This window comes from Micromonospora solifontis, from assembly GCF_003725545.1.
GTDB classification, from domain to species: Bacteria; Actinomycetota; Actinomycetes; order Mycobacteriales; family Micromonosporaceae; genus Micromonospora; species Micromonospora solifontis.
The window spans coordinates 40,424-66,202 of the sequence record NZ_RJLN01000017.1 but is presented as its reverse complement, the minus strand read 5'-3'; the positions used below and the strand labels follow the sequence as shown (position 1 = coordinate 66,202).

At 74.3% G+C, this 25,779-nt stretch carries 27 protein-coding genes and 1 pseudogene; 10 read left to right on the top strand and 18 right to left on the bottom strand.

Translation table 11 applies throughout. The annotated features are described in order from the left end of the window. Nucleotides 1-1,011: a GTP 3',8-cyclase MoaA gene (gene moaA, locus EFE23_RS08690; protein ID WP_123240392.1), complete on the bottom strand. Its 1,011-nt coding sequence runs from the start codon at nucleotides 1,009-1,011 to the stop codon at nucleotides 1-3. Further along, on the bottom strand, nucleotides 1,008-1,922 hold the full coding sequence (locus tag EFE23_RS08685) for a fructosamine kinase family protein (RefSeq protein ID WP_123240409.1): 915 nt from the start codon (nucleotides 1,920-1,922) through the stop codon (nucleotides 1,008-1,010). Before EFE23_RS08685 ends, moaA begins: the two co-directional genes overlap by 4 nt. A gap of 164 nt (nucleotides 1,923-2,086) precedes the next feature. Between EFE23_RS08685 and EFE23_RS08680 the strand changes: the two genes are divergently transcribed. Next, on the top strand, nucleotides 2,087-3,142 hold the full coding sequence (locus tag EFE23_RS08680) for a DUF4192 domain-containing protein (protein ID WP_123240391.1): 1,056 nt from the start codon (nucleotides 2,087-2,089) through the stop codon (nucleotides 3,140-3,142). Nucleotides 3,143-3,257: 115 nt separating this feature from the next. Here EFE23_RS08680 and fdhD read toward each other — a convergent pair. Next, nucleotides 3,258-4,106: pseudogene (gene fdhD / locus EFE23_RS08675) on the bottom strand (formate dehydrogenase accessory sulfurtransferase FdhD); the annotation flags it as partial. Between the two features lie 476 nt (nucleotides 4,107-4,582). On the opposite strand from fdhD, the gene mobA reads away from it, so the two are divergent. The 3 genes from mobA (at nucleotide 4,583) to EFE23_RS08655 (ending at nucleotide 6,639) form a co-directional block, all read left to right on the top strand. After that, on the top strand, nucleotides 4,583-5,182 hold the full coding sequence (gene mobA, locus EFE23_RS08665; RefSeq protein WP_123240389.1) for a molybdenum cofactor guanylyltransferase: 600 nt from the start codon (nucleotides 4,583-4,585) through the stop codon (nucleotides 5,180-5,182). Next, nucleotides 5,179-5,436: a DUF6457 domain-containing protein gene (locus EFE23_RS08660; protein ID WP_123240388.1), complete on the top strand. Its 258-nt coding sequence runs from the start codon at nucleotides 5,179-5,181 to the stop codon at nucleotides 5,434-5,436. Before mobA ends, EFE23_RS08660 begins: the two co-directional genes overlap by 4 nt. 102 nt (nucleotides 5,437-5,538) lie before the next feature. Continuing rightward, nucleotides 5,539-6,639, top strand: coding sequence for a T3SS (YopN, CesT) and YbjN peptide-binding chaperone 1 (locus EFE23_RS08655; protein WP_123240387.1), 1,101 nt, complete (start codon nucleotides 5,539-5,541; stop codon nucleotides 6,637-6,639). 118 nt (nucleotides 6,640-6,757) lie between these two features. Here the strand turns inward: EFE23_RS08655 and EFE23_RS08650 are convergent, their stop codons facing one another. The 3 genes from EFE23_RS08650 to EFE23_RS08640 form a co-directional block, all read right to left on the bottom strand. Further along, nucleotides 6,758-7,708, bottom strand: coding sequence for a zinc-binding dehydrogenase (locus EFE23_RS08650; RefSeq protein WP_123240386.1), 951 nt, complete (start codon nucleotides 7,706-7,708; stop codon nucleotides 6,758-6,760). A gap of 132 nt (nucleotides 7,709-7,840) precedes the next feature. Further along, nucleotides 7,841-9,706 carry a beta-propeller domain-containing protein gene (locus tag EFE23_RS08645; RefSeq protein ID WP_123240385.1) on the bottom strand — a complete coding sequence of 622 codons (1,866 nt, stop codon included), beginning with the start codon at nucleotides 9,704-9,706 and terminating at the stop codon, nucleotides 7,841-7,843. An 86-nt stretch (nucleotides 9,707-9,792) separates the two neighbouring features. Beyond that, entirely contained in the window at nucleotides 9,793-10,251 is a 459-nt protein-coding gene (locus EFE23_RS08640; protein ID WP_109800426.1) for an Lrp/AsnC family transcriptional regulator, read from the bottom strand. Nucleotides 10,252-10,310: 59 nt separating this feature from the next. On the opposite strand from EFE23_RS08640, the gene ddaH reads away from it, so the two are divergent. Further along, on the top strand, nucleotides 10,311-11,144 hold the full coding sequence (gene ddaH / locus EFE23_RS08635; RefSeq protein WP_369410323.1) for a dimethylargininase: 834 nt from the start codon (nucleotides 10,311-10,313) through the stop codon (nucleotides 11,142-11,144). Nucleotides 11,145-11,217: 73 nt separating this feature from the next. Here ddaH and EFE23_RS08630 read toward each other — a convergent pair whose 3' ends face one another. Beyond that, nucleotides 11,218-12,438 carry an ABC transporter substrate-binding protein gene (locus EFE23_RS08630; protein ID WP_123240383.1) on the bottom strand — a complete coding sequence of 407 codons (1,221 nt, stop codon included), beginning with the start codon at nucleotides 12,436-12,438 and terminating at the stop codon, nucleotides 11,218-11,220. A gap of 47 nt (nucleotides 12,439-12,485) precedes the next feature. Next, the gene (locus tag EFE23_RS08625; RefSeq protein ID WP_123240382.1) at nucleotides 12,486-13,313 is read right to left on the bottom strand and encodes an alpha/beta hydrolase family protein; all 828 of its coding nucleotides are present in this window, start codon (nucleotides 13,311-13,313) and stop codon (nucleotides 12,486-12,488) included. A 112-nt stretch (nucleotides 13,314-13,425) separates the two neighbouring features. Between EFE23_RS08625 and EFE23_RS08620 the strand changes: the two genes are divergently transcribed. Then, nucleotides 13,426-14,016, top strand: coding sequence for a bacterial proteasome activator family protein (locus EFE23_RS08620; protein ID WP_123240381.1), 591 nt, complete (start codon nucleotides 13,426-13,428; stop codon nucleotides 14,014-14,016). Nucleotides 14,017-14,051: 35 nt separating this feature from the next. Here EFE23_RS08620 and EFE23_RS08615 read toward each other — a convergent pair whose 3' ends face one another. The 3 genes from EFE23_RS08615 to EFE23_RS08605 form a co-directional block, all read right to left on the bottom strand. Then, complete coding sequence (locus EFE23_RS08615; protein ID WP_123240380.1) at nucleotides 14,052-14,864, bottom strand: HAD family hydrolase; 813 nt, start codon at nucleotides 14,862-14,864, stop codon at nucleotides 14,052-14,054. Continuing rightward, nucleotides 14,864-15,685 (bottom strand): HAD family hydrolase, encoded by an 822-nt coding sequence (locus tag EFE23_RS08610; protein ID WP_123240379.1) that lies wholly within the window; start codon nucleotides 15,683-15,685, stop codon nucleotides 14,864-14,866. The genes EFE23_RS08615 and EFE23_RS08610 overlap by 1 nt, the downstream gene beginning before the upstream one ends. Before the next feature lie 165 nt (nucleotides 15,686-15,850). Next, nucleotides 15,851-16,576: a hypothetical protein gene (locus EFE23_RS08605; RefSeq protein ID WP_123240378.1), complete on the bottom strand. Its 726-nt coding sequence runs from the start codon at nucleotides 16,574-16,576 to the stop codon at nucleotides 15,851-15,853. 119 nt (nucleotides 16,577-16,695) lie between these two features. On the opposite strand from EFE23_RS08605, the gene EFE23_RS08600 reads away from it, so the two are divergent. The 3 genes from EFE23_RS08600 (at nucleotide 16,696) to EFE23_RS08590 (ending at nucleotide 18,392) form a co-directional block, all read left to right on the top strand. After that, entirely contained in the window at nucleotides 16,696-17,124 is a 429-nt protein-coding gene (locus EFE23_RS08600) for an OsmC family protein (RefSeq protein WP_123240377.1), read from the top strand. A 104-nt stretch (nucleotides 17,125-17,228) separates the two neighbouring features. Next, the gene (locus tag EFE23_RS08595; RefSeq protein ID WP_199736980.1) at nucleotides 17,229-17,573 is read left to right on the top strand and encodes a metallopeptidase family protein; all 345 of its coding nucleotides are present in this window, start codon (nucleotides 17,229-17,231) and stop codon (nucleotides 17,571-17,573) included. Between the two features lie 96 nt (nucleotides 17,574-17,669). Then, entirely contained in the window at nucleotides 17,670-18,392 is a 723-nt protein-coding gene (locus EFE23_RS08590; protein ID WP_123240376.1) for an AIM24 family protein, read from the top strand. 43 nt (nucleotides 18,393-18,435) lie between these two features. On the opposite strand, the gene pheA is transcribed toward EFE23_RS08590, so the two are convergent. From pheA to EFE23_RS08570, 4 genes are all read right to left on the bottom strand, one after another. Beyond that, the gene (gene pheA, locus EFE23_RS08585; protein ID WP_123240375.1) at nucleotides 18,436-19,392 is read right to left on the bottom strand and encodes a prephenate dehydratase; all 957 of its coding nucleotides are present in this window, start codon (nucleotides 19,390-19,392) and stop codon (nucleotides 18,436-18,438) included. A gap of 10 nt (nucleotides 19,393-19,402) precedes the next feature. After that, on the bottom strand, nucleotides 19,403-19,924 hold the full coding sequence (locus tag EFE23_RS08580) for a hypothetical protein (RefSeq protein ID WP_233600920.1): 522 nt from the start codon (nucleotides 19,922-19,924) through the stop codon (nucleotides 19,403-19,405). Nucleotides 19,925-20,014: 90 nt separating this feature from the next. Further along, complete coding sequence (locus tag EFE23_RS08575; protein WP_123240374.1) at nucleotides 20,015-20,470, bottom strand: hypothetical protein; 456 nt, start codon at nucleotides 20,468-20,470, stop codon at nucleotides 20,015-20,017. A 233-nt stretch (nucleotides 20,471-20,703) separates the two neighbouring features. Beyond that, the gene (locus EFE23_RS08570) at nucleotides 20,704-21,441 is read right to left on the bottom strand and encodes a hypothetical protein (protein WP_123240373.1); all 738 of its coding nucleotides are present in this window, start codon (nucleotides 21,439-21,441) and stop codon (nucleotides 20,704-20,706) included. A 163-nt stretch (nucleotides 21,442-21,604) separates the two neighbouring features. Here EFE23_RS08570 and EFE23_RS08565 point away from each other — a divergent pair, with 163 nt between their 5' ends. Beyond that, on the top strand, nucleotides 21,605-22,816 hold the full coding sequence (locus EFE23_RS08565) for an arginine deiminase (RefSeq protein WP_123240372.1): 1,212 nt from the start codon (nucleotides 21,605-21,607) through the stop codon (nucleotides 22,814-22,816). Between the two features lie 54 nt (nucleotides 22,817-22,870). On the opposite strand, the gene EFE23_RS08560 is transcribed toward EFE23_RS08565, so the two are convergent. The 3 genes from EFE23_RS08560 to EFE23_RS08550 all read right to left on the bottom strand — a co-directional run bounded on the left by EFE23_RS08560 (nucleotide 22,871) and on the right by EFE23_RS08550 (nucleotide 25,731). Further along, nucleotides 22,871-23,758, bottom strand: coding sequence for a DUF5926 family protein (locus tag EFE23_RS08560; protein WP_123240371.1), 888 nt, complete (start codon nucleotides 23,756-23,758; stop codon nucleotides 22,871-22,873). Nucleotides 23,759-23,795: 37 nt separating this feature from the next. Beyond that, nucleotides 23,796-24,212, bottom strand: coding sequence for an ATP-binding protein (locus EFE23_RS08555; protein ID WP_233600922.1), 417 nt, complete (start codon nucleotides 24,210-24,212; stop codon nucleotides 23,796-23,798). A 64-nt stretch (nucleotides 24,213-24,276) separates the two neighbouring features. Continuing rightward, nucleotides 24,277-25,731, bottom strand: coding sequence for a sensor histidine kinase (locus EFE23_RS08550; RefSeq protein WP_123240369.1), 1,455 nt, complete (start codon nucleotides 25,729-25,731; stop codon nucleotides 24,277-24,279). Nucleotides 25,732-25,779 lie beyond the last annotated feature (48 nt).

The following is a 25,779-nucleotide window of genomic DNA, read 5'->3' as shown; positions in this document are numbered from 1 at the left end:
TCAGCCTCCGATCGCCGACATCGGGCGGGCGGGTTGCAGGAAGGTGGGGTCGTCGATGCCGTGCCCGGCCCGCTTGCCCCACATCGCCGTCCGCCAGCGGCGGGCCAGCTCGGCGTCGTCCGCCCCGGCGCGCAGCGCGCCGCGCAGGTCGGACTCCTCGGTCGCGAAGAGGCAGGCCCGGACCTGCCCGTCGGCGGTGAGCCGGGTGCGGTCGCAGTCGCCGCAGAACGGCCGGGTGACGCTGCCGATCACCCCGACCCGGGCCGGCCCGCCGTCCACCAGCCACGTCTCGGCCGGCGCCGCGCCCCGCTCGGCCGGATCCGGGGTCAGCGTGAACTCCCGGGCCAGGGCCGCCAGGATCTCGTCGGCGGTGACCATCGTCGTCCGGTCCCAGCCGTGCTGCGCGTCCAGCGGCATCTGCTCGATGAAGCGCAGCTCGTAGCCGTGGGCCAGGGCGAACCGGAGCAGCGCCGGCGCCTCGTCGTCGTTGACCCCGCGTATCAGCACCGTGTTGACCTTCACCGGGGTCAGCCCGGCCGCGACCGCGCCGGCCAGCCCGGCGAGCACGTCGGCGTGCCGGTCCCGGCGGGTCAACTGGGTGAAGCGGGCCCGGTCCAGGGTGTCCAGCGAGACGTTCACCCGGTCCAGCCCGGCGGCGCGCAGCGCGGGCGCGAGCCGTTCCAGCCCCAGGCCGTTGGTGGTCACCGAGATCCTGGGGCGGGGCTCCAGCGCGGCCACCGCCGACACGATGTCGACCAGCCCGGGCCGGATCAGCGGCTCCCCGCCGGTGAAGCGCACCTCGGTGATGCCCAGCTGCCGCACCGCGATCCCGACCAGCCGGACGATCTCGTCGTCACTGAGCAGCTGCGACCCGGCCAGCCAGGGCAGGCCCTCCGCCGGCATGCAGTAGGTGCAGCGCAGGTTGCACTTGTCGGTCAGCGAGACCCGCAGGTCCCGGGCGACACGGCCGTACCGGTCGACGAGGACCCCGTCGGTGGTCGGGGCGGTCACCTGTCGACCGTAGCGCGTCCGGCGCCCCGCAGCGCGGCCCGGGCGGCGGTTCCCACCGCGTCCCGGTACGCCGCGCCGAACAGGGCGGTGTGCACCAGCAGCAGATGGAGCTGGTGCAGCGGCACCCGCTCCCGCCAGCCGTCGGCCAGCGGCCACGCCTCCTGGTAGGCGGCCATGATCCGGTCCAGGTGCGGCGGGCCGCCGAACAGCGCGAGCTGGGCGAGGTCGGTCTCCCGGTGGCCGCCGTGCGCGGCCGGGTCGATCAACCGGACCCGGTCGTCGGCGCCCCAGAGCAGGTTGCCCGGCCAGAGGTCGCCGTGGATCCGGGCCGGCGGCTCGGCACCGCCCAACTCGCCGATCCGGTCGACCAGCTCCTCGACCAGGGCTGCCTCGGCAGCGGTGAGCGCAGCGTTGTCGACCGACATCTTCAGGTACGGCAGGAGTCGCCGCTGCGCGAACCACTCCGGCCACGGGCCCGGGTCCGGCGTGTTGTCCTGCGGCAGCGCGCCGATGAAGCCGAACCACTCGGCGCCGAACGCCGGCGCCCCGGCCCGGTGCAGCCCGGCCAGTTCGCGCCCGAACCGCTCGGCCGCCTCTGGGCTCGGCTCGCCCGGCTCGACCCACTCCAGCGCCAGCAGCTCGGGCAGCGTCACCAGCACCTCTGGCACGGCGACCGCGCCCGCCTCGCGCAGCCAGCGCAGGCCGGCCGCCTCGGCGGCGAAGAAGCCCCCGGGCGCCGGCCGGCCGGCCCGCTCCGGCCAGGTCTTGGCGAAGATGGAGTGACCGTCGTCGAGGGTGAGCCGGGACGTGGCGCAGATGTCCCCGCCGGAGACCGGCGTCTCCCGGATCCGCTGGTGGGTCAGGAAGGTCGGCAGGTGCTCCGGGTGTGCCCGCAGGTACGCCAGGTCCATGAGCGCAAGGTAGCCGGTTGCACCGACGTTCGCGGGCCGTGTGCCGTCCTCGGCCGGTGCCGGATCGGCGTTCACCTGCGCCGATACTCTCCGTATCTGTGGACAACCAGCGTGTCGTCCACAGGGCCTGTCGGGGTGGGGCGGGGTGACCGCAGGCTTCCGGCATGACTTCCACCGACCAGCTCCGGCTCGCCGTCCGCTCGCCCGCCGACCTGATCGCCGCCGTGCCGTACCTGCTCGGCTTCCACCCGGCCGACAGCGTGGTCGTGGTGGCGCTGCGCGGCCGCCGGGTCGTCTTCGCCGCCCGCGGTGACCTGCCCGAGCCGGGCGCCGACCCCCACCCGGCCGCCCGGCACCTGGCCGAGGTGATCGTCCGCCAGGGCAGCGAGTCCGCCACCGTGATCGGATACGGCGCCGCCGCCCGGGTGACCCCGGCGGTCGACGCGGTCGGCGAGGCGTTGGACCGCGCCGGCCTGCTCGTGCTCGACGCGCTCCGGGTCACCGACGGGCGCTGGTGGTCCTACCTCTGCACCGAGCCCGGGTGCTGCCCGCCCGACGGCACCCCGTACGACCCCGACGCCAGCCAGGTCAGCGCGGCGGCGGTCTTCGCCGGTCAGGTCGCCCTGCCCGACCGGGCGGCGTTGACCGCGCAGGTCTCCGCGCTCGACGGCCCGGTCCGGGTGGCCATGCGCCGGGCCACCGTGCGGGCCCGGGGACGGCTGGCCGCCCTCACCGAGGAGGCGGGCGAGACCGTCCTGGTCGGTGGCCGGTCCGTACGCTCCGCCGGGGTGGCGGCCATCCGCACCGCGTTCCGTCGGCACCGGCGCGGCCAGCGGTTGACCGACGACGAGGTGGCCTGGCTGACCGTGCTCCTCACCCAGCTCCCCGTACGCGACCACGCCTGGGAGCGGACCGACGGGCGGGACGCCGACATCAGCCTCTGGACCGACGTGCTGCGGCGGGCCGAGCCGGAACTGATCGCCGCCCCCGGTAGCCTGCTCGCCTTCGCCGCCTGGCGGGCCGGTTACGGTGCCCTGGCCGCGGTCGCCCTGGAGCGGGTGCTCGCCGCCCGGCCCGACTACTCACTCGCCCTGCTCCTGGACGACCTGCTCCGCCGCGGCGTGCCCCCGTCCGAGCTGGACGGCTGGCCGGAGGTGGGCCGCCCCGACGTGGTACGCCGCGCTCGCCCGCGCCGCCGTGTCAACCGTCGGCGGATCTGACAGCCCCGGCCTCCGGTGCCCGTCCGGCAGTCGGCTCAGCCGCCGGAATGGGCGGCGCAGCCGAGGTGGCCGGCCTCCGGTGCGGGTCCGGCAGCCGGCTCAGGCCGACGGGTTCGGCGATTCGATCAGCGCCGGCGTAGACGTTCATGGTCCGGTCACGCAGGAAGCCGACCAGGGTCATGCCGGCCTCCCCCGCCAGCTCGGCGGCGAGGGTGCTGGGCGCGGAGACCGCCGCGAGCAGTGGGACACCGGCCATCCACGCCTTCTGGGTCAGCTCGAAACTCGCCCGGCCGGAGACCAGCAGCAGGTGACCGGCCAGCGGCAGTCGGCGTTCCCGGACGGCCCAGCCGACGACCTTGTCGACCGCGTTGTGCCGGCCCACGTCCTCGCGCAGCACCACCAGCTCACCCTGCGGGGTGAAGAGCCCCGCCGCGTGCAGGCCGCCGGTCCGGTCGAAGGCACGTTGTGCGGCACGCAGCCGGTCCGGCAGGTCGGCGACGACCGTGGCAGGTACGCGCAGCGGGTCGTCGCGTACCGCGAAGCGCGACCGGGTCCGCACCGACTCGATGCTCGCCTTGCCGCACACCCCGCACGAGCTGGTCGTGTAGAAGTTGCGGGCCGGATCGGTGGTCGGCTCCGGCACACCGGGGGCGAGCACCACGTCCACCACGTTGTAGGTGTTCGGTGTCTCCGCCCCGGCACAGAGCTGGGCGGTGTGCACGTCGTCGGCGGACCGGATCAGCCCTTCGGTGAGCAGGAAACCGATCGCCAGGTCCAGGTCGTCGCCGGGGGTCCGCATGGTGACCGCGAGCGGCTTCCGCCGGGCGGGGCCGGCCGGGCCGACCCTGATCTCCAGTGGTTCCTCCACCGCCAGGGTGTCCTGCCGTCGTACCAGCCCGCGCCCGTCGGCCGCCGCGTCGAGGTCGATCCGGAGCACGCCGCGCCGGTCAGTCGCCCGTCCCATCCCGCTATCCTGCCCCGCGAGGCCGACCACCCGCACGGCGACGCCCGCGCCGGCTCCTGGCCTCGGTTCCGGCCTCGGTTCCGGCCTCGGTTCCGGCCTCGGTTCCGGCCTCGGTTCCGGCCTCGGTTCCGGCCTCGGTTCCGGCCTCGGTTCCGGCCTCGGTTCCGGCCTCGGTTCCGGCCCGGTTCCCGCCCCGGTTCCCGGCCACGGGTCCGCGACTGGGAGCCGGGCCTGGGAGCCCGGCCCCGGATCGCGGCGAGACGTGGTGTCCCATGGCCGGGAGACACCGAGTTGCCGCAACACGCCTGCGGCGTAGCGGCGTAGCGGCGCGGCGGCGTCCCGGCGGCGCGCCGCCGCGCGGTGCCGGGGCGGGCGCGGTGCCGGGGCGGGCGCGGTGCCGGTGGGGGCGCGGTGCCGGTGGGGGTGGGAGCGAGGTGGGCTGCGGGGGGTGTCGAGTCGAGGGTTACCGTGGCGCGGTGACGGCGTACGCGGCGGTGGTGCTCTCCGGGGGCACGGCTCGTCGGATGGGCGGGGTGGACAAGCCGGCACGCCCGGTCGGCGGCCGCCCGATGCTGCACCGGGTCCTCGCGGCCGTCGCCGACGCCGAGCCGCGGCTCGTGGTCGGCCCGGCCGGCCCGGTCCCCGACGGCGTGCGGGTGACCCGGGAGGAACCGCCCGGCGGTGGCCCGGTCGCCGCCACCGCCGCCGGTCTGGCCCTGCTCGACCCCGGTACGCCGACGGTCGCTCTGCTCGCCGCCGACCTGCCCCTGCTGACGCCGGCGGCGGTGGTCGACCTGCGGCGGGCGCTCGACGGGTCGACGGCCGACGGCGCCTGCTACGTCGACGACGACGGGCGCCGCCAGCAGCTCTGCGGGGTGTGGCGGGTAGCCGCGCTACGGGCGGCGGTCGAGCGGCTCGCCGCCGAACGGGACGGCAGCGTCGACGGGGCCCCGGTACGCCGGCTGCTGGCCGGCCTGGCCGTCCGGGAGGTGTCCTGGTCCGGCTCCGGGCCGCCGCCCTGGTTCGACTGCGACACTGACGAGGACGTACGCCGGGCCGAGGAGTGGACACGATGACGGTGATGGACGACTGGGTCACGGCGGCCTGCGCCGAGCTGGGACTGGATCCGGCCGAGGTGTCGGTGCCGGCCGTGCTCGAGCTGGCCAAGGACGTGGCCCATCAGGTGCTGCGCCCGGGTGCGCCGGTCACGGCGTACCTCCTGGGCGTGGCCGTGGGGCGGGGGGCGGACCTCACCGCGACGGCCGCGCGGCTCAGCGAGCTGGCCGGTTCCTGGCCGGTCGAACTGGACGGCACGGCACCCACGGAGTAGGGCCCGCCGCCCGGGTTCCGACCCGGTGTCCGATGTCGGTCCCGAGGTGATTCGACCCCCACCGTCCGTGGGTAGGGTGGCCCGTGACGGACGGAGGCGATCATGACGGCAGACCACCCCTCGTCGGTCGGTGAGCGCGCCGGCGACGTGCCGGAGCAGTACGAGCCGATCCTGCTGGACGAGCCCACCACGGCCGATCTCCGGGCCAAGGTGACGGAGGCCTGGCGGGAGTTCGCCCGCGCGTTGGCCGACCGGCTGCGCGCCCTGCCGAGCGGCGCCCACCTGGAGTTGACGCTCGACCCGACCGCCTCAGGGACCGGGGACGCCGTCTACTCGATCAGTGTGGACGTGGCCGACGAGGGCCGGCTGTCGGCGCGGGCGGTCGGCAACGCCACCCTGCCCCAGGGCTACCGGCTCGACCGGGCCGCCGTGGCGGACATGATCGCGCTCGGCTGGTCGCCGCCGGGGGTGGTCGAGGGCTCGGGCGAGCAGTTCGGCCTGGACTGCGCGGTCGACGAGGTCGCCCGGCTGGCGGCGGTGCTCTCCCGGACGCTGCGGGACGTCTACGGTGCCCCGCATCCCGCCTTCCTGGTCTACCTGGTGCACGACGCCGAGGGGGAGGCGCTGCCGGTGGAGCCGCTCGGCACCGCCCGCAGCGAGTTCGGCCCGGACCGCGACGTGGAGGCCGACCTCGACGAGGCGCTGGCCGCCGCAGCCACCGCGCAGGCCGACGAGAACGACGTGCTCGCCCTGGAGGAGCGGGTGCGTACCGTCGTCTCGACGATGCTCAAGTCGAAGTCCGACCAGTTGCAGGTGGACTCCGACGGCGACATCAACATCCGTGCCGGCTCGGCGATGGTCTTCGTCCGGGTACGCGACAACCCGCCCCTGGTCGACGTCTTCTCCCCGGTGCTCACCGAGGTCGAGCCGACCGAACGCCTCTACGTGAAGCTCTCCGAGCTGACGAACCGGATGCCGATCGGCCGCCTCTACTGCGCCGACGACACGGTCTGGGCCTCCATCCCGGTCTTCGGCCGCAACTTCCAGGCCACCCACCTGATGCTCGCGGTGCAGGTGATGACCGGTCTGGCCGACGAGTTGGACGACCGGCTGCACGGTGAGTTCGGCGGCAAGCGCTTCTTCGGCGAAGGCGACAAACCCGCCCGCACCCAGTCCGAACACCGCACCGGCATGTACCTCTGACCCCGCCGCCCCCGCCCGCTGCGGGCACTGCTTCCCCGCCGCCCCGCCCGCTGTGGGCACAGCGCGGATCTTGGCGCGGGCGGCGCGTGGGCGCGGGCGCGGGGGCGCGCGGGGGCGGTCATAGGTCGAGGAGGGTTTTGCCGACGGTGGCGCGGGACTCCATCGCGGCGTGGGCGTCGGCGGCCCGTTCCAGGGGGAAGCGTTGGCCGATCAGTGGGCGCAGCCGCCCCGCGGCGCCCTCGGCCAGCGCCTGCCGGGTGAGGGCGCGCAATTCGTCGGGCGACGCGCCCGGGCGCAGCAGGGTCACCCCACGGGCGGCTGCCGTCTCCTCGGGCACGTCGGCCCAGCTGCCGCCGGCCAGCCCGAAGCTGAGCATCCGGCCGCCCCGCTGGAGCAGGTCGAACGCGGTCCGGGCGACCGGCCCGCCCACCCCGTCGAAGACCACGTCCACCCCGCCGGCAGCGACCCGTACCCGGTCGGGCCAGTCGGGCTCCCGGTAGTCGACCACCACGAGACCACGTTCGCGCAGCAGGGCCACCTTGCGGGGGCCGCCGGCGGCGGCGATCACCCGGGCGCCGGCCGTCGTGGCGAGCTGGGTCAGCAGGTGACCCACGCCGCCGGCCGCCGCTTCGACCAGGACCCGGTCGCCGGGGCGCAGGCCCGCCGCGCGGGCCAGCATGAGGGCGGTACGGCCGTCGGCGAGCAGTGCGACCGCCTCGTCCAGCGGCAGCCCGTCGGGCACCTCGACCGGCACGTCCCGGTCGACCACTACCCGCTCGGCGTATCCGCCCGAGCCGCCGGTCGCACTCACCACCCGCCGCCCGACCAGCGCCGGGTCGACACCGGGGCCGACGGCGGCGATCGTGCCGCCGACCCCGTTGCCGGGGATCACCGGAAGCTCCCGGCCGAACGGCCCGAAGCCGGTCGCCCGGAAAATGGTCTCCACGAAGGTGAGGTTGGCGTGCGCCACGTCGATCAGCACCTGGCCGGGGCCGGGCACCGGGTCCGGGGCGGCCCCCGGCACCAGCACCTCCGGGCCCCCGAACTCCCGCAACCAGACCGCGCGCACCCTGTCCTCCTCCCGACGCCTGGGGTCCGGCCAACAACCTGAACCGCGGTTGAGGTCAACTCCCGACGGAGGTGGGACGGCGGGTGGGACCGGATCCACCCGTCCGGCCCCACCCGCCGGGGGAGGGTGGTGTCAGGTCAGGGGCACCCAGTCGAGACTGCGTGCCGTGGTCGGGTCGCTGACCCGAAGCCCGGACTCCGACACGGTCCAGAGCTCACCGCCCACCAGCAGGGACCGGAGGCTCGGGGCGGTTGGCGCGTGGGTGACGGTGCCCACCTCGGTGATGGCCCGGTCGGTGACGGTGAGCAGCCGGATCGAACCGGTGCCCAGGGGCAGCGCCACCAGCCCGGTCGCCGGCTCGAACAGGAACGCGTGCGGGTCGTACTCGACGGCCGAGTTGTCGCCGGGTACGTGGTAGCGGGCCAGGCGGGTGGGGTGGGCCGGGTCGTGCACGTCGAAGAGGGAGACCTGGAGGCCCTGCCGCCGGCCCCGGCGGTCGGCCTCCTGCCCGACCCCGAGCAGCCGGTCGCCCGGCACCGGGTGCAGGTACGCCGAATACCCGGTGATCTTCAGTTCGCCGGTGACCCGGGGCGCCGCCGGATCGGTCAGGTCCAGGGCGTAGAGCGGGTCGGTCTGCCGGAAGGTCACCACGTAACCGGTGCCGCCGAGGAAGCGCACCGAGTAGATCCGCTCGCCCCGGCCCAGGCCGGTGACCACGCCGGACTCCGTCAGCCGGTCGCCCTGCCGGGCCAGCACGTGGACGGCCGACTCGGTGGTGGTGCGGCGGGCGTCCTCCCGGGTGGTGGCCACCCGCAGGTGCCCCTGCCACTCGGAGAGCGCGTACTGGTTGACGGGTACGCCGGGCACGCTGCCGGCGGCGACGTACCGGGGGCGGCCCGCCCCGCTCGTGTCGAACTGGTAGATCTCGGTCCGGGTGGCCTCGGGTCGCCACGGCCGCTCCCACCGCCGTGGCCCGGGTCCGGCGATGCCGGCCAGGTAGAGGCTGCCGGGCGTGCCGTACACCAGGTCGGCGTCGGAGGCGACGCTGATCGGGTCGCCGTCGCCGAGCCGGCCGGTGCCGAGGTCGAAGCTGAGCACGGTCAGCAGGGAGGTGCCGGTCGAGCCCGCCGGCCGGCTCAGCCGGTCGCAGCCCATCCGGCCGGTGTGGCGCTCGCCGCCGGCCGTCCACTCGTACCGGGGCAGCCAGGCGTCCAGGCCCGCCCGGGTGATCACCGCCCGGTTGGTCGCGGTCCGCGCGGCGTCGGTGCTCCGCTCGGCGTACGGGAAGGAGAGTTGCGGCGCGGAGCGGACGACCACCCGCGCGGTCGACCCGGTCAGCCGGGCGTCCAGCAGGCCGCCCTCGATCCGGTACGTCCCGACGACCGCCGGCGGCCCGGCGAGGTCGACCAGGAGCAGGCGCGACCCGGTGGGCCCGGCCTTCCGCTCGATGGCGGGACCGGGCACCGGTGCGGCCGACCGGACCAGCACCAGCGCCCGGTCGCCGTGGAGCAGCAGCTGGTTGTCGGGCCACCACCGGTCCCGCTCCCGCCCGGCGAGGTCGATCCGGCCGGTCTCCCGTCGGGTCGCCGGGTCCACCACCCGCAGCACCCCGCGGCTGACGGTGACGATCCGCCGCCCGTCGGTCTTGACCAGGTCCGGCTCGTCCGCGCCCGGCTCGTGGTTGTTGGTGCTGGAGTGGTCCGGTGCCGCCGACGCGGTCTTCGGCACCGCCTCCCCCAACAGCGCGACGTCACCCCGGGCGTTGGGGTGCCAACCCGCTCCGAAGCCCCACGGCCCGACGGCGGCGGTGGCGGCCGCCCGCAGCCCGGCCAGCGCCTCGGCGCAGGAGTCGTACCCGACGAGGCGGAGCGCGGCGGGTCGCGGCGGCGCGGGAGCGGCCGGCGCGGATCCGGTCGGGGCGGTGGCGATGGCGCTCCCGGCGAGCAGGGTCAGCGCGAGCAGGCCGCCGGCGCCGGCGATGGCGGTTACCGGTCTCATGTCCGGTTACGACGCGGACCGGTGCGCGCCGGTTCCCGGCGGGCCGCTCCGTCCGGCGGCCGACCACCGGTGCGGACCCTGCCCGGTCACCCGCCGGAGGGCCCGACCCCCGGGGATTCGACGAGCCGGGACAGCACGATGGTGCTCCGGGACGAGGTGACGAACGACTCGGCCCGGAGCCGCTCCAGCGCCTCCTCTAGGTGGGCGATGTCGGCGGCCCGCAGGTGCACCAGCGCGTCCGCCTCGCCGGAGACGGTGTACGCGCCGACCACCTCGGGGTGCCGGCGCGCGGCCGCCCCGATCTGCGCCGGGGTGGTCCGGCCGGCGCAGAACAGCTCGACGAACGCCTCGGTGGTCCAGCCGACGGCGGCCGGGTCGACCACCGCGGTGAAGCCCCGGATGACCCCAGCGGATCGGAGTCGGTCGACCCGCCGCTTGACCGCGGGGGCGGAGAGTGACACCCGGGTGCCGATGTCCGCGTACGAGGCGCGGGCATCCGCCACAAGTAACGCAATGATTCGCTGGTCAACCGCGTCGATCTGCAACGTTCCGCCTCTGGGAAGCAATGGTTGTGGCTGTTACCAAAGTTGTACCGTACCTACTCTTGGTGACCGTGAACCAGCAGCGAGTCCCGCGAAAGCGGACATATCTCATGTGCTCGCCCGAGCACTTCGCGGTCGAGTACGCGATCAACCCGTGGATGGACGTGACCGCGCCGGTCGACGCGGAGCTGGCGGTCAAGCAGTGGGACCGCCTGCGGGAGACGCTCCTCGGCCTCGGTCACGAGGTGCACCTGCTGACCCCCGAGCGCGGGCTGCCGGACATGGTCTTCGCCGCCAACGGCGCCTTCGTGGTGGACGGAACGGTCTACGGCGCCCAGTTCAAGCACGAGCAGCGGGCCGCCGAGGCCGCCGCGCACCGGGCCTTCTACGAGGAGCACGGCTGGCGGTTCATCGCCCCGAGCGAGACCAACGAGGGCGAGGGTGACTTCGCGTACCTGCCGGACGCGCACGGCGGGCTGATCCTCGCCGGTCACGGCTTCCGGACCGAGCTGGCCGGGCACGCCGAGGCGCAGGAGGCGCTCAGCCGGCCGGTGGTCTCGCTGCGCCTGGTCGATCCGCGCTTCTACCACCTGGACGTGGCCCTCGCCTCGATCGACGACGAGAACATCGTCTACTACCCGGGCGCCTTCTCCGCGGCCAGCCAGAAGGTCCTCGCCCAGCTGTTCCCGGACGCGGTGCTCGCCGACGACGAGGACGCGCTGGCGTTCGGCCTGAACCTGGTCAGCGACGGCCTGAACGTGGTGCTGAACAGCGAGGCGACCCGGCTGGCCGGCAAGCTCAAGGCGGCGGGTTACACCCCGGTCCCGGTGGAGCTGGCCGAGTTGAAGAAGGGCGGCGGCAGCGTGAAGTGCTGCATCGCCGAGCTGCGGCACTGACCGTCCCCGCACCCGGACACGGAACGGGCGGCCTCCCGGTGGGGAGGCCGCCCGTTCGGCGTACGGAAAGGGCTCAGCCCAGCGTGGCCAGCTCGTTGACGACGACGTTGGACAGCAGCCGGCCGTCGAGCATGACCCGGCGCAGGTACCACTTCTGCTGCGGGGTGCGCGGCTGGTTGAACTGCCAGGCGCCGCGCGGGCTGTCGATCTGGCCGATCTTGCCGAGCGCCAGGTTGACCGCCTGCGGGGTCGGGGACGCCCCGACCAGCCGGATGGCCTTGTCGAGCACCTGGGCGGCGTCGTACGAGGCCATCGCGTAGGTGGTCGGGGAGGCGCCGTAGGTCTTCCGGTACGCCGAGGCGAACACCCGGTTGGCGTTGTTGTTCAGGTCGGGGGAGTAGTTCAGGGCGGTCTCGATCCCCTGCTTGAGGATGCGCGTGCGCTGCTCCCCGTTCTCCCCGTCGTCGAGCTGGGACAGCACGGTGCCCTCGGTGAGGAAGCCGGGGGCGTAGACCTTGCCCTCGTAGCCCTGGTCGTAGAGCTGCTTGATGAACTGCACCGCGGCGGTGCCGGTGTAGTTGCAGAAGACCGCGTCGGGCCGCTTGCCCAGCGCCTTGGTGATCGCCCCGCTGAACGCCGCCTTGCCCGGGTTGGCGTTGTCGGTGGTCAGCACCGGGTCCTCGGTGAGCCGGCGGCCCTCCTGCTCGTAGCCGCGCCGGAAGCCGTCGATGACGTCCCGGCTGCCCACACCCTGCGGGGCGAAGATCGCGATGCGGCCGGAGACGCCCATCTGCCGCAGGTACCCGCCGAGCGCCTCGCCGGGCTCGTCGAGCACGTACGAGGTGCGCCAGATGTAGACGACGCTCTGCAGGCTGGCCGGTGAGGCGTTGGACCCGATCAGCGGCACCCGGGCCTGCTCGACGGTGTCCCGGATGCCGGACATCACGGTGGGGCTGACCACGCCGGTGAGCGCGAGGACGTCCTCCTTGACCAGCCGGTCCACCGCGGCCTGGCCGGTCTTGGGGCTGTCGCCCTCCTCGGCCTGGACCACCGTCACCGGGTGGCCACCGAGCTGCTGGTTGTTGAGGCTCAGGAAGAGCTGGAAGCCGTTGGTGATCTCGTCACCGATGGCCTTGTTCGGCCCGACGCTCGGGACGATCAGGCCGATCTTCACCGGGCTCTCGGCGCTGGCCGTGTCCTCGGAGTCGGTGTCGGAGCCGCAGCCCGCCGCCAGTCCGCTGGTACCCAGTGCGGCCAGCAGTTGAAGTGCCCGCCTGCGGTTCATCTGCGACACCGATTCCTTCCCGTAAGGGCTGCCAGGGCGCACGCCCCTTCGGCGTTCTACCTGCTCCGCGACGCTGCGTCAATGGGCGGAAGATCATCGTGTAGGGACCGCAACGCAGCCACGACCCGGGGCCAGGCCGCCGAGTCCGGTGCTATCAGCCCGAAATGCTCGCATTCTGGCAGCTCAAGCAGGGAGGTCGGGCTGCCTGTCGACCGGGCGGCAGCCACCCACGAGCGGCTGATCCCGATGGGGACCTGCTGATCCAATCGGCCATGCATGACTACCGTACGTACTCGGATCGGCACCAATGCCGATGGATCGGCCGCCGCGTACCGGTCAGGGAACTCCGTTGGTCCGCCGCCGAGCAGCGCGGCCACCGCGCCCCCGTCCAGGTCCAGCCGGTACGCCTCGGCCAGGTCGGCGACCGGAGCCAGGGCGAGCACGCCAGCGACCGCGGCCGGGTCGTGCGCGGCCGCGTACAGGGCCAGGTGACCGCCGGCCGAGTGGCCGACCAGGATCGGCGGTCCGGGCGCCACCCGGCCGGGCAGCGCGGCGGCGGCCAGCGCGGGCAGGGCGGCCACCCCGGCGAGCACGTCGGTGAGGGTGTTCGGCCAGCCGCCGTCGGGCTGCCCGGTACGCCGGTACTCCAGCTGGGCGACCGGATGGCCCAGCGCGGCCAGCGCGGCGGCCATCGGGCCGGTGTGGCCGCGGTCGTACTCGGCCCTCCAAAAGCCGCCGTGCACCACGACGACCAGCGGCCGGGGCGGACCGTCGCCGGCCGGTCGGCGCAGATCGGCAAGCTGGTCCGGGTGGTCGCCGTAGGCGACCGTGGCGTCCGGCGGCGGGGACGGCTGGGTGAGTACGGCGCGCGGGTCAGCGGGCATGCCGGCGACGGTAGCGCGCCGGCCCCGCCGGGCCGGGGCGGGTGGCCCGGCCGGGTGGTTCGACCCCGTCGCGTCGGTCCCGCCGCGTGCGGGTGGCGGGGGCTGGGTAAAGATGGGTGCCATGACCGAAGCGCGTTCCGCGGGACAGAACGACGAGCAGGACAACGACGGCATCCCCGGCACGGTGGTGGTGGTCGGGCCGGACGGGCGGCCGGTCGGCACGATGCAGACCGACGAGGGGCAGGGCGAGGACCCGACCCGCCTGGTGGAGCAGCCGGCCAAGGTGATGCGGATCGGCAGCATGATCAAGCAGCTGCTGGAGGAGGTCAAGGCGGCCCCGCTCGACGACGCCAGCCGGCACCGGATGCGGGAGATTCACGAGCGGTCGATCGTGGAGCTGAAGGAGGGCCTCGCCCCCGAGCTGCGGGAGGAGCTGGAGCGGATCTCCCTGCCCTTCACCGAGGAGAAGGCCCCCAGCGAGAGCGAGCTGCGGATCGCCCACGCCCAGTTGGTCGGCTGGCTGGAGGGGCTGTTCCACGGCATCCAGGCCGCGCTGGTCGCCCAGCAGATGGCCGCCCGCGTGCAGCTCGAGCAGATGCGCTCCGGCCGGGCGGCGCTGCCCAGCGGCCCGGGCGGGATGGTGCCGGGCATGCCGGGCATGCCGCCGACCAACGAGGGCCACGCCCCCGGCCAGTACCTCTGATCCGGCGGCCGGGGCGCATCCCCGCGTCCCGGCCGTCAGGCCACCCCGAAGACCTGCTCCAGGTACGCGGCCACGCCGTCCTCCTGGTTCGCCCCGGTCACCTCGTCGGCGATCTCCCGCACCGCCGGGTGCGCGTTGGCGACCGCCACCGCCCGGCCGGCCCAGGTCAGCATCGGCACGTCGTTCGGCATGTCCCCGAAGGCCAGCACGTCCCGCTCGTCGATGCCGAGCCGGGCGGCGTACCAGGCCAGGCCCGCCGCCTTGGTCACCCCGGCGGCGGAGATCTCCACCAGCCCGCTGTACGAGGAGTGGGTGGCCTCGGCCAGCCCCTCCAGCGCGGCGGCGACCACCCGGACGAACGCGTCCGGGTCCTGCTCGCCCGCCCGGGCCAGCAGCTTCACCGCGGGCGCGGCGAGCAGCTCCTCCGGGGACTCGACCGCCCGGATCGCGTCGAGGTCGGCGTCCCAGCGCAGCGGGTAGTGCGACTCGTGCCGCATCTGCCGGCTGTCCACGATCTCCACCGCGAAGCTCACCCCGGGCACCTCGGCGCGCAGCCGGCGGGCCACCTCGGCCAGCAGGTCGGGCGCGAGCGGATCGGCCCGCAGCACCTCGTCGGCGACCGGGTCGTACACCACCGCGCCGTTCGCGCAGATCGCCGGGAGCGGCGCGGCGAGCTGCTCGTACACGAGCGGGAGCCAGCGGATCGGACGGCCGGTGACCAGCACGACCGGCGTGCCCGCCGCGGCGATCCGGGCCAGCACGGCGGTGGTACGCGGGCTCACCGTCCGGTCGTCCCGCAGGAGCGTGCCGTCGATGTCCGTGGCGATCAGGCGAGGTGGATCTCCCATCACCGGGAGAGTAGCCGGTCCAGGTAGACCGCGACGCCGTCGTCGTCGTTGCGCAGGGTGATCTCGTCGGCGGCCGCCCGGACCGCCGGGTGGGCATTGGCCACCGCCACCCGCGCCCAGCCCGCCCAGCCGAACATCGGCAGGTCGTTGGGCTGGTCGCCGAAGACCAGCACCTCCGCCGGGTCGACCCCGAGCCGCTCCGCGACCACCGCGAGGCCGGTGGACTTGTCCACCCCGGGCGGGCAGATCTCGATGAAGCCGAGGCCGGCCTGAGTGAGCGTGGCCAGCTCCGGCGGGACGATCGTGCGGGCCACCGCCAGCAGCTCGTCGACGTGGTGGTCGGCGGTCCGGGCGAACGCCTTGAGCACGTCGCAGGAGAGGCACTCCTCGCGGCTGCGGGCCTCGAACCGGTCCTGGTACGGCCAGCTCGCGTGGTAGTCGCCCCAAAGCGGCGCGTCGTGCTCGTCCGACGCCTCCACCATCACGGTCAGCGGGCCGACCGCGGCCTCCAGGTCGGCGAGCAGCCGGGCCAGCACCTGGCCGGAGAGCCGTTCGTCCCGCAGCACCAGCGGCCCCTCCGGGTCGCTCTGGTCGACCACCCGGCCGCCGCCGGCCATCACCAGGAAGTCGGCGGCGCGGATGTCGTTGCGGGTCAGCTCGGTCAGGCGCGGGCCCCGTCCGGTCGCGCCGACCACCGGAATACCGGCGGACCGTACCCGGTCGAGCACCTCATGGGTGTACGCGGAGACGGTGTCGTCGCTGCGGACGAGCGTGCCGTCCAGGTCGGTGGCGATCAGCTTGGGCAGTCCCGGGCGGGTCATGGTTCCTCCTTCGCCCGCCGCCGTTGCGCCGGCCGCCCTGGTCCTCGGTGCCTGGGCCCACGAACGGCGGGCAGCAACCGTATCTCGCAGAACCGGCCGCAACCATGGCTTTTCGGCGAATCGGACACCAATCCGTGGCGACCGCCCGGTGTCGGAGCGAGCAGGTCAGCGCGGCTGATCGGGCCGGGCGAACGGCACCGTGGGGGTCACCGTCAGGTCGGCCGGCGCGGGCGGCAGCTCGTCCTCCCGGGACCGCCGCCGGCTGGGCGCCGGACGTCCGCTCTCCGCCGTGCCGGGCTCGCCGTCCGGTTCCGCCGCCGGCTGGACCGCCCGGCCGGACAGGTAGCAGGCGCCGGCGAGCAACGCCACGGCCGCGAAGGCACTCACCAGGCCGCGCCCGTAGTCGACCCGGAACCCGTCCTCCGACGAGTAGAAGAGGGTGCGCCGGCCGGAGTCGTCCAGCGAGAAAGCGGCGGCGGTCAGCAGCGCCAGCACCGCCGCGGCGAGACCGAGGCCGGCCACCCGGGCGTTCTGCCGGGCGGCGGCGGTGCCGCGCAGCGCCAGCGCCACCGCGACGGCCAGGCCGAGCAGGCCCACCAGGTAGCCGACCCCGAAGCCGCCGACGTCCGCGACCCCGACGGGCACCCGGATGGGGGTGTTGCCGTCCGGACCGCCGTTCGGCACCGTCATCACCAGCCACTCGCCGACCAGGGAGGCGGTCGTGGCCACCGCGCCGAGCCCGACGAGCACCGGCGGCAGGCGATGGTCCCGGGCGAGGCCGGCCACGGAGCGGCCGGGCCGGCCGGGCGGGGCCGGATCGGCGTCGCCCCACTCCACGATCGTGGTGCCGTCGGGCCGATCCTGCCTGGGGATGGGGAGATCCTGGGACATCGGCCACCCTTCCGCGTGCGCGGGCCTGCGTCGAATCATGACACACCTGGCAGCCGGTGACAGGCACCGCAAGGCGTCCGGCCGGTGCGGTGCCGGCCGCTTTCGGATAGCGTCGTGCCATGCCTATCCGTACCGCTTCCGCACGTTGGCAGGGCAACCTCACCGAGGGCGCCGGCACGGTCCGCACCGGCAAGGGCGGTCTCACCGGCAGCTACTCCTTCAAGTCCCGCTTCGAGGAGGGTGAGGGCACCAATCCCGAGGAGCTGATCGGCGCCGCGCACGCCGGCTGCTTCTCGATGGCCCTCTCCAAGCAGCTCGCCGACGCGGGCGCCACCGACATCTCGGTCGAGACCACGGCCAAGGTGCACCTCGACAAGACCGACGCGGGCATGACCGTGACCCGGATCGACCTGGAGACCGTCGGCCAGCTCCCGGGCATGGACGCCGCCCAGTTCACCAAGCTGGCCGAGGCGGCCAAGGAGAACTGCCCCATCTCGCGGCTGCTCTCCCCGGGCGCGCAGATCACCCTCGACGCCCGCCTCGCCTGACCTCGGCCGCGCGACGCGTGGCCGCACCGCACGGAAGGAGCGCCGTCGGCGCTCTTTCCGTGCCTGTGGTGCTGACTTCGTAAGGGGTGACCGGTCGGGTGGCCGTGGAGATGAGCCGGGAGCGGTTCGAGGAGCTGGTCGGCGAGGCCCTCGACGAGGTGCCCGAGGAGCTGCTCGGGCTGATGAGCAACGTGGTCATCCTGGTCGAGGACGATCCGCCCCCGGGTGAGCACCTGCTCGGCCTCTACGAGGGACACGCGCTCACCGAACGCGGCTGGGACTATTCCGGGGTCCTGCCGGACCGCATCCTCATCTACCGCCGTCCGATCCTGCGCATCTGCGACACCGAGGAGGACGTCGTCGAGGAGGTCGCGGTGACCGTGGTGCACGAGATCGCCCACCACTTCGGTATCGACGACGAGCGGCTGCACGCCCTCGGCTGGGGCTGACCAGCGCCACGCCGCGCCCCGCTCGGCTGATCCCCCGCCTTGCGCGGTTCCCCTAACCTGCGGACAGGCCCACCCCGATGCAGGAGGAAGAACCCCATGCGCAGCGCGCTGTTCTCCGCGGAGAACCTTGAGAAGGAGTCCCAGCAGCCGGGCATGCGGCTGCAGAACTCCAAGATGCTGAAGATCGAGCTGAACGGCGAGGCGATGGCCCGCGTCGGGTCCATGGTCGCGTACCAGGGCCAGGTGCAGTTCCAGGCGCTCGGCTCCGGCGGCATCGGCAAGTTCATCAAGCAACGACTCACCGGTGAGGGTGTCCCGCTGATGAAGCTCAGCGGCCGGGGCGACGTGTTCCTCGCCGACCTCGCCAAGGACGTGCACATCATCGACCTGGAGCCCGGCGACGCGCTCTCCATCAACGGGTCCAGCGTGCTCGCCTTCGACTCGACGCTGACGTACGACATCAAGATGGTCAGCGGCATGGGCTTCGCCGCCTCCGGCCTGTTCAACTGCGTGTTCACCGGCCACGGCCGGATCGCGGTCACCACCAAGGGCACCCCGGTGGTGCTCAACGTGGACGCCCCGACCTACGTCGACCCGCAGGCTGCGGTCTGCTGGTCGGCCAACCTCCAGACCGGCTACCACCGGGCCGAGCAGCTCGGCCTCGGGACGCTGCTCGGGCGCAGCACCGGGGAGGCGTTCACGATGAGCTTCGCCGGCCAGGGCTTCGTCGTGGTCCAGCCGTCGGAGGAGGCGCCGGTGCAGGGCAGCGGGGCCCAGCAACAGCAGCAGGGCGGCCTGCTCGGCGGGCTGCTGCAGTGACCGTCGGGTGCGGGGGACGCCCGGGTGGGCGTCCCGCGTGCCGTCAGGTCAGCTCACCGGCGCGCAGCCGGGCCAGCCAGGCCGCCGCGTCGGCGTAGTCGGCGTCGGAGAGGCCGGCCGGCGCGGGGACCGGACGCTCGCTCGCCGCCGGGCTCCAGCGGTGCCGGGGGTACGACCCGAGGAAGCGCACGTCCGCGCAGACCCGGCGCAGCCCCTGCAACGCCTCGCCGAGGCGGACGTCGGCGACGTGGCCGGTGCAGTCGAGGAAGAAGACGTACCGGCCGAGCGCCTCACCGGTCGGGCGGGACTCGATCCGGGTCAGGTTCACCCCGCGGACGGCCAGCTCCATCAGCACGGACAGCAGGGCGCCCACCCGGTCGTGGGCGATGTAGATCGCCAGCGAGGTCATGTCGTCCCCGGTGGGCGGCGGGGGCGGGCCCGGGCGGGAGACCAGCGCGAACCGGGTCACCGCGTCCGGGTGGTCGGCGATCTTGTCGGCGAGCACGGCCAGCCGGTGCCGGGCCGCCCCGATCGGGGCGCAGATGGCCGCGTCGTACTCGCCGGTGGCGGCGCCCGCCGCGGCGGCGCCGTTGGAGAGCACGTCCACCACCGCCGCGTCGGGCAGGTGGTCGCGGAGCCAGTTGCGGCACTGGGTGGATGCCTGCGGATGCGCGGCCAGGCTGCGGACCTCGGCGAGCGAGGTGCCCGGGCGGGCGGCGAGCACGAACTCCACCGGCAGGATCACCTCCCGGGTGATCACCAGCGGCTCCCCCTCGGCCAGTTCGTCGAGTGTCACCCCGACCGCGCCGCCGATGGAGTTCTCCAACGGCACCAGGGCGGCGTCCGCCTCGCCGGCCCGTACGGCGTCCAGCGCCTCGCCGACGCTGCGGGACGGCGTGCGGCTGCCCCGTTCGGCGGCTGGCACGGTACGCAGCGCCTGCTCGGCGAAGGTGCCCTCGGGGCCCAGGTAGACGAAGCGGGTCGGCGGTGTTCCCGGCATGTCGACCAGCCTACGCACCCGGCGTGCCGTCGCAGGCCAAGGTCCGGATGCCGGGCGGGCCGGCGGCGCGTACCTCGACGGAGCAGACGTCCGTCCCTGCGGTGACCAGTTCCAGGGCGCCGGGCCTGCCCCGGGTGACCACCTGGAGCTCCTCGTGCCCGCTGACCTTCAGCACCGTGTACTGCCAGCCGCCCCCGCAGAGTGGTCCGGACCGGACGGTGACCCGTACGCCCCGGGGCAGCACCCCGGCTTTCCCGCGCAGCAGGGACACCACCCGGTCGCCGGTCGGGCCGTCCGCGCAGGCGGTGGCGACCAGGTCGGAGGGGCTGGAGACGGGAGCGGTGGGGGCGGCCGGCGGTGCGCTGGGGGTCGGGGTGGGCACGGGGGGCGGGGCGGTCGAGGCCGTGACGACCGGGGTGGCGGCCTGGTGCAGCTCGGGTGGGGCACCGCAGCCGGCGAGGGCCAGCACGGCGACCAGCACCGCCGGAAAGGGCCGGCGGTGCGGGGTGCGGTGGGGTGGGCTGGGTGACAACTGTCCGATCCTCGGCATCGACGTACGCCGTTACGGCTGACTGGCCGAGCCCATCGTAGGAGGATCGCCCGTTCGGGTGAAGGTCCGGTGTCAGACGCGGGAGAAGAAGGTGAGGGAACCGGCGACCTCGCCGTCGGTGAGCACCGGCGTGGCGATCGCGTCGACGGTCGTGCCGGCGTCGTCGCCCGGCCCCTGGACCCGCAGCAGCCCGCGGGCGAGCCGGCCGGAGTGCAGCGCGAGCAGCGGCGGGATCTTGTCGGACTCCTGTTCGGTCAGCTCGCTGGGCTGGGCGGTGAAGTCGACCAGACGCAGCCCGCCCTCCAGCAGCGGCCGCCCGATCACGTCCTCCGGCGCGCCCAGGCAGAGCAGGTCACAGCCCGACGCGGAGATCGCCACCACGGTGGTGTCGCCGTCGATCAGCAGGCAGGGTTCGGCGGCCCGGGAGACCGTCCCCGACCACTGCCCGAAGTTGTCGGACTCCTGCTCGTCCGCGGTCCCCGCCGGAGTGGGGAACACTTCCGAGAGCGAGAGTTCGACGTGGGCCACCGCGCCTCCTATGTACACCGACGGTCTGTCCACGCTAGCCGGTCGTCACGACGACCGCCCGACCGCGCTCGGCCCGCCGGTCGCCGGCGCTGGCCGGGGGAACCCGGGGCGTCGGCGTCGTCGGGGGACGGATGTCGGTGCGAGGGGTGCCCGGTGTCGGGCGGCCGGCGACGGCGCGGCCGACGGAAACCACCGGGGGCGGATCCGCGGACCGCGTGGCGTCGCCGGAGACGTTACCGCCGGGCGGCCCGCTTGTCAGCGGCCGTTCGGCCCTCCTCGTACCACCGGTAGTCGGCCGCTGGACGGTACGTGCCGTTGAGCCAGGTGGAGGGGGCCTGGGCGACCCGGGACAGCTTCTCGGCGGTCGCCGGGCTGATCCGGTTGCCCCCGGCGATGAGCAGGCGGTCCAGCTCCCGGTGGGTGGCCATCAGACAGTCCTTCGGCAGGCCGTAGACGCTGATCACCCCGGAGCCGACGAAGGTCAGCACCGGGGTGACCGGGATCGGCAGCCCCACCGCGTCGGAGAGCGCCTTGCTCGCCCGCTTGGCGTCCCGGCGGGCCTCGGCCACATAGGGCGGACGCTTGCCGTTGATCTGCACCACGTCGCCCGCGACGAGCACCCGGGCGCGGCCGTGGTCGGCGATGGTGACCGCGAAGAGGCCGCTCGGCCCGATGGCGAGGAACCCGGCCCGCTCGTCCTGACCGCGGTCGAGGAGAACGTCCACCGCGTCCGTACGAGGCCACTCGATGACGTGCCAGGCGGGCCCGAGGTGGTCGAGCTGGCCGATGGCGCGGGCTCCGGCCGCCTCCAGCCGCCGGGCGCCCCGCTCGGCCCGGCGGCGGCGCGCCCACTCGAGGGGCGTCGGCCGGGCTGGTTCGAGCACCGAGGTGGACTCGACCCGGGGGTGGGGTATGGCGACGGTCGGCAGTGCCCGGCCGGGTACTGCTCGACGAGCGGGAAAGACAGTCATCGCGACCTCCGGCAAAAGGTCTCTCGAAGTTATGTCTCCACTACCCTACGTTGCCTACCCGGGGGCTCGGCAAGTTGAAGCGCCGGAATGAGTGCGGATGAATGCCATATTCATTCACACTTCTTTTCCCGAATGGTGCGGAAGCCTGTCCTACGCTGCGAAGGTGACCCACTACGTGGACAGCGAGGTCGCTCGACTCGGCACCGTGCTGTTGCACCGCCCCGGGCCGGAACTCGCCCGCCTCACCCCACGCAACAACGACTCGTTGCTCTTTGACGCTATCCCATGGGTGGGAAGGGCACAGGAGGAGCATGACGCCTTCGCCGCCGCGCTGCGCGACCGCGGGGTGGAGGTGCTGTACCTCGCCAACCTGCTGGCCGAGACGCTCGCCGTGCCGGACGCCCGCGCGGAGCTGACCGAGCTGGTGCTCCGCTCGCCCCGGCTGGGCGACACCCTGCGCCGGCGGGTCGCCGACCACCTCGCCTACCTCGACCCGGCCACCCTCGCCGACGTCCTCGTCGCCGGGCTCGCCCACGAGGAGCTGCGGGTCGGCGGGGACCGGCCGGGCGGTCTGGTCTGGACGCTGATGGACCGACACGACTTCGTCATCGACCCGCTGCCGAACCTCCTCTTCACCCGGGACTCCTCGGTGTGGATCGGGGACCGGGTCGGGGTGACCAGCCTGGCCATGACGGCCCGGCGGCGGGAGACCAGCCTCACCGACGCCATCTACCGGCACCACCCGCGCTTCGCCGGCACCGAGTTCGTCTACCACCCCGAGCTGGAGCACCTCGAGGGCGGTGACGTGCTGCTGCTCGCGCCGGGCGTGCTCGCCGTCGGGGTGGGCGAGCGGACCACCCCGGCCGGCGCGGAACGGCTCGCCCGGCAGGTCTTCGCCGCCGGCCTGGCGCACACCATCCTGGTGGTGCCGATCGCCCAGGAACGGGCCACCATGCACCTGGACACCGTCTGCACCATGGTCGACGCGGACGCCGTGCTGATGTATCCGAACATCGCCAGCACGCTGTCGGCGTACACGGTCATCGCCGGGGCGGACGGCGACGAGCCCCGGGTGGACGGGCCGGCGCCGTTCCTGCGCGCCGCCGCCGACGCGATGGACCTGGACCAGCTCCGGGTGATCGACACCGGCCTGGACCCGGTCACCGCCGAGCGGGAGCAGTGGGACGACGGCAACAACACCCTCGCCCTGGCGCCCCGGCTCTGCGTGGGCTACGAACGCAACGTGGAGACCAACGCCCAGCTGGAACGGGCCGGCATCGAGGTGATCGCGATCGCCGGCTCGGAGCTGGGCTCCGGCCGGGGCGGCCCGCGCTGCATGTCCTGCCCGCTGGTCCGCGAGCCGCTGCGCGGCTGAAAGGAAGGGCCCCTTGTTAACAGACGTCTGTTAACAAGGGGCCTTCCTTACCCCTCAGCGCAGGGTGAGCTGGCGGCCGAGGAGACCCTGCCGGGCCCGCCGCCCGGCCGCGTCCAGCGGCTCCTTCTCCTCCAGCGCCTCGGCGTACCGCTTGGCGAACTCGGTCACCGGCTCCTCCCAGTCGGTGGCCGGGACGTCCTCGGGCAGGTCCCAGACCGGCACCAGGCGGCCGTGCGCCCGGAACATGCCGGCGAAGCGGGTCCGCTCGCCGAGGGTGAGGGTGCCGGCCACGGCGAGCCGGGACAGCGCGTCCAGCGCCACGTCCTCGTCGTCCGGGAGCACCCAGCGCACGTGCGCCTTCTCCGGCACCTGGCACCAGTACGCGGCCCGGGCCGCCGCCAGCTTGACGGTCGGGTAGATCGCCGCGTTGGCCCGCTCCAGCGACGCCTGCACGGTCGGGTCGTCGGCGGCGCCCGGGTCCAGCCAGAACTCGAAGCCGTCGTGCATGGTGATCTCCAGCGGGCCGTCCACCAGGACGTCCTGCAGGCGGGGGCCCGGCCCGGGCAGCGGCGGCACGGTCACCTGACCGCCCGGCTCGGTGCGCAGGGCGCAGAGCAGCGCGTCGGCCAGGTCCCGGGAGACGTCGCCGGACTGCTGGTGCCGCTGCAGGCCGATGAACACCCGCCCGTCCGGCTTGGTCATCGCCGGGGCGGCCATCGGCAGCACGGTGGCCAGGGTGACCGGGCGGTCGCCGTACTCCTCGATCAGCTCGGGGGTCAGCCGCAGCGGTGCGGAGGCGGCCGGGACCAGCTCGCGCAGGGCGATCCACTCCGGCTCGTCGGCCAGACCCTCGAACGGTCGGGGCACGAAGACGTCGCGCACCTTCTCCCGCTTCGGGGTGGCTTCGGCGGCGGCCCGCTGGCTCTTTCGACGCTTGCTCACGGCGAGACAGCCTAGACGACCGGGCGGCCCGGATCGCTCACCCGGCCACGACCAGGTCCTGCCGGGGCGAGCCGGCCGGGTCGAACTCGGCCCAGACGCTCTGCCCGAGGCCGTCCCGCTCGACGCCCCAGCGGCTGGCCAGCCCGGACACGATGTGCAGCCCGCGCCCGTCGACCGAGTCGGGGTTCGACGGCCGCATCAGCGGGCCCGAGGCCGACCCGCCGTCGGTCACCCGGAGCTGGACGGTCTGCCCGTCGTCGGAGGAGCGCAACCGCCAGGACACCCGGACCACACCGCCGGGCAGCGGGTCGGCGTGGCGCACCGCGTTGCCGACCAGCTCGGCGAGGACCGCGACCAGGTCCGCCAGCAGGATCGGGGGTACGACGTCGGCCAGCTCGTCGGCGAGCCGGTGCCGGGCGAGGCGCGCGCCGGTAGCGTGGTGGGGCACCACCACGCACCACGATCGTTCGGCCGAACCCGTCGCCACCGTCGTTCCTTCCACCCCGCGCGTGCGCAGGTCATCCCCGCGGCAGCCGCACCTCTGCGACCGTACCCCCACCGGCCCTCGGTCGGAGGGATACCCATCCATTCTGCTGTTCAACGATCTGCCGGACGAGATAGAGACCCAGTCCCGCCCCGGGGTAGCGCCGGCGGTCGCCGGACTCGCCCTGCCAGAACCGGTCGAACGCCCGCTCCACGTGCTCGGGGCGGATGCCGATGCCGCGGTCGGCGACCCGGAAGGAGACGGTGCGCTCGTTCGCCCCGGCGGAGACCTCGATCGGGGTGTCCGGCAAGGAGTACTTCCCCGCGTTCGTGCTCAGCTCGGTGAGCACGGTGGCGAGGCTGTGCCGGTCGCCGAGCGCCTTGGGCAGGTCGTCGGGAAGGTCGAGGGCGATCCGGTGCCGGACGTCCGCCGGCAGGTCGGTCACCGCGGTCCGCAGCGCGTCGGCGAGGTCGAACGGGGCGGCCGGCTCGCCGCCGGGCCGGTGCTCGGTGGCCGCGGTGAGCAGCCGGTCGACCAGCCGGGCGAGTTCGTTGGCGCGCTGGCCAATGATCATGGCGGCCTGCCGCCGGTCGTCGTCGCTGAGCGACTCCCAGTGGTCGGTGAGGGTGTCCGCGTACCCCTTGATGACGGTGACCGGGGTGCGCAGCTCGTGGCTGGTGACCGCGACGAACAGGTCCCGGTCGTGGTCGCGGCGCTGCTGGTCGGTGATGTCCCGGAAGGTGACCACCCGCAGCGCGCCGGGGCCGGGCAGCTCGCCGGCGGTGATCCGCAGCCACCGGCCGTCCGGCAGCCGGTGGTCGAGCACCTGGCCGGACGGGGGGAGCGGGAACGGCAGCGGGTGGTTCAGCGCCTCCCCCGCCGGCCGGCCGGTCACCTGGGCGGCGGCCGGATTCCAGAGCCGCACGTGGTGGTCCTGGTCGACCACCGCCAGGCCGTCGGCGAGCGCCGCCACCACCGGGCCGTCGCCGTGCACCGGCAGGCCGGTCTGGTCGCCGTACATGTGGCCGATGCAGGCGGCGACGTAACCGATGACGGCGCGCTGGGAGGCGTCGAGCGGGTCGCCCTCCGGGTAGAGGGCGTGCAGGCTGCCCACGGTGAGGCCGCCGATCTCGGCGCGGGCGACGATCATCCGGCACAGGCCCCGGGCGGCCACCTCGACGGCGAGCGCGCCGGGGATGGCGTCCACCCGGACCTCGCGGACCGGGGGGCCGGAGAGCAGGCAGACGGTGGCCGGGTCGGTGGCCGGCAGGGGGCGGCCGACGACGAACTCGGCGCTGCCGGTCGCGGCGATCACCCGCCCGCCGGCGGGGGCGAACTCCACCCACACCAGGCCGGCCGCGCCGACCGCGGGCTGCACCACCCGGAGCAGCCGGGTCAGCACGGAGAGGCCGGAGACCCCGGCGTTGATCATGCCGATCACGTCGGTGTGGCCGGCGATGAGGGCGTTGAAGTCGGTTCGCTCCGGCATGTCCCGAGTGTGCCGCGCCGACCGCTGCCCGGACACCCCCGGCCGGGC

Coding starts and splice junctions, on each gene's coding strand:
- EFE23_RS08660 (WP_123240388.1), top strand. CDS start 5,179: ATGACGGTGATGGACGACTGGGTCACGGCGGCCTGCGCCGAGCTGGGA.
- EFE23_RS08620 (WP_123240381.1), top strand. CDS start 13,426: ATGGGTGCCATGACCGAAGCGCGTTCCGCGGGACAGAACGACGAGCAG.
- EFE23_RS08625 (WP_123240382.1), bottom strand. CDS start 13,313: ATGCCCGCTGACCCGCGCGCCGTACTCACCCAGCCGTCCCCGCCGCCG.
- EFE23_RS08605 (WP_123240378.1), bottom strand. CDS start 16,576: ATGTCCCAGGATCTCCCCATCCCCAGGCAGGATCGGCCCGACGGCACC.
- EFE23_RS08685 (WP_123240409.1), bottom strand. CDS start 1,922: ATGGACCTGGCGTACCTGCGGGCACACCCGGAGCACCTGCCGACCTTC.
- EFE23_RS08570 (WP_123240373.1), bottom strand. CDS start 21,441: ATGACTGTCTTTCCCGCTCGTCGAGCAGTACCCGGCCGGGCACTGCCG.
- EFE23_RS08680 (WP_123240391.1), top strand. CDS start 2,087: ATGACTTCCACCGACCAGCTCCGGCTCGCCGTCCGCTCGCCCGCCGAC.
- EFE23_RS08550 (WP_123240369.1), bottom strand. CDS start 25,731: ATGCCGGAGCGAACCGACTTCAACGCCCTCATCGCCGGCCACACCGAC.
- EFE23_RS08655 (WP_123240387.1), top strand. CDS start 5,539: ATGACGGCAGACCACCCCTCGTCGGTCGGTGAGCGCGCCGGCGACGTG.
- pheA (WP_123240375.1), bottom strand. CDS start 19,392: ATGCCGGGAACACCGCCGACCCGCTTCGTCTACCTGGGCCCCGAGGGC.
- EFE23_RS08590 (WP_123240376.1), top strand. CDS start 17,670: ATGCGCAGCGCGCTGTTCTCCGCGGAGAACCTTGAGAAGGAGTCCCAG.
- EFE23_RS08610 (WP_123240379.1), bottom strand. CDS start 15,685: ATGACCCGCCCGGGACTGCCCAAGCTGATCGCCACCGACCTGGACGGC.
- EFE23_RS08615 (WP_123240380.1), bottom strand. CDS start 14,864: ATGGGAGATCCACCTCGCCTGATCGCCACGGACATCGACGGCACGCTC.
- EFE23_RS08600 (WP_123240377.1), top strand. CDS start 16,696: ATGCCTATCCGTACCGCTTCCGCACGTTGGCAGGGCAACCTCACCGAG.
- EFE23_RS08645 (WP_123240385.1), bottom strand. CDS start 9,706: ATGAGACCGGTAACCGCCATCGCCGGCGCCGGCGGCCTGCTCGCGCTG.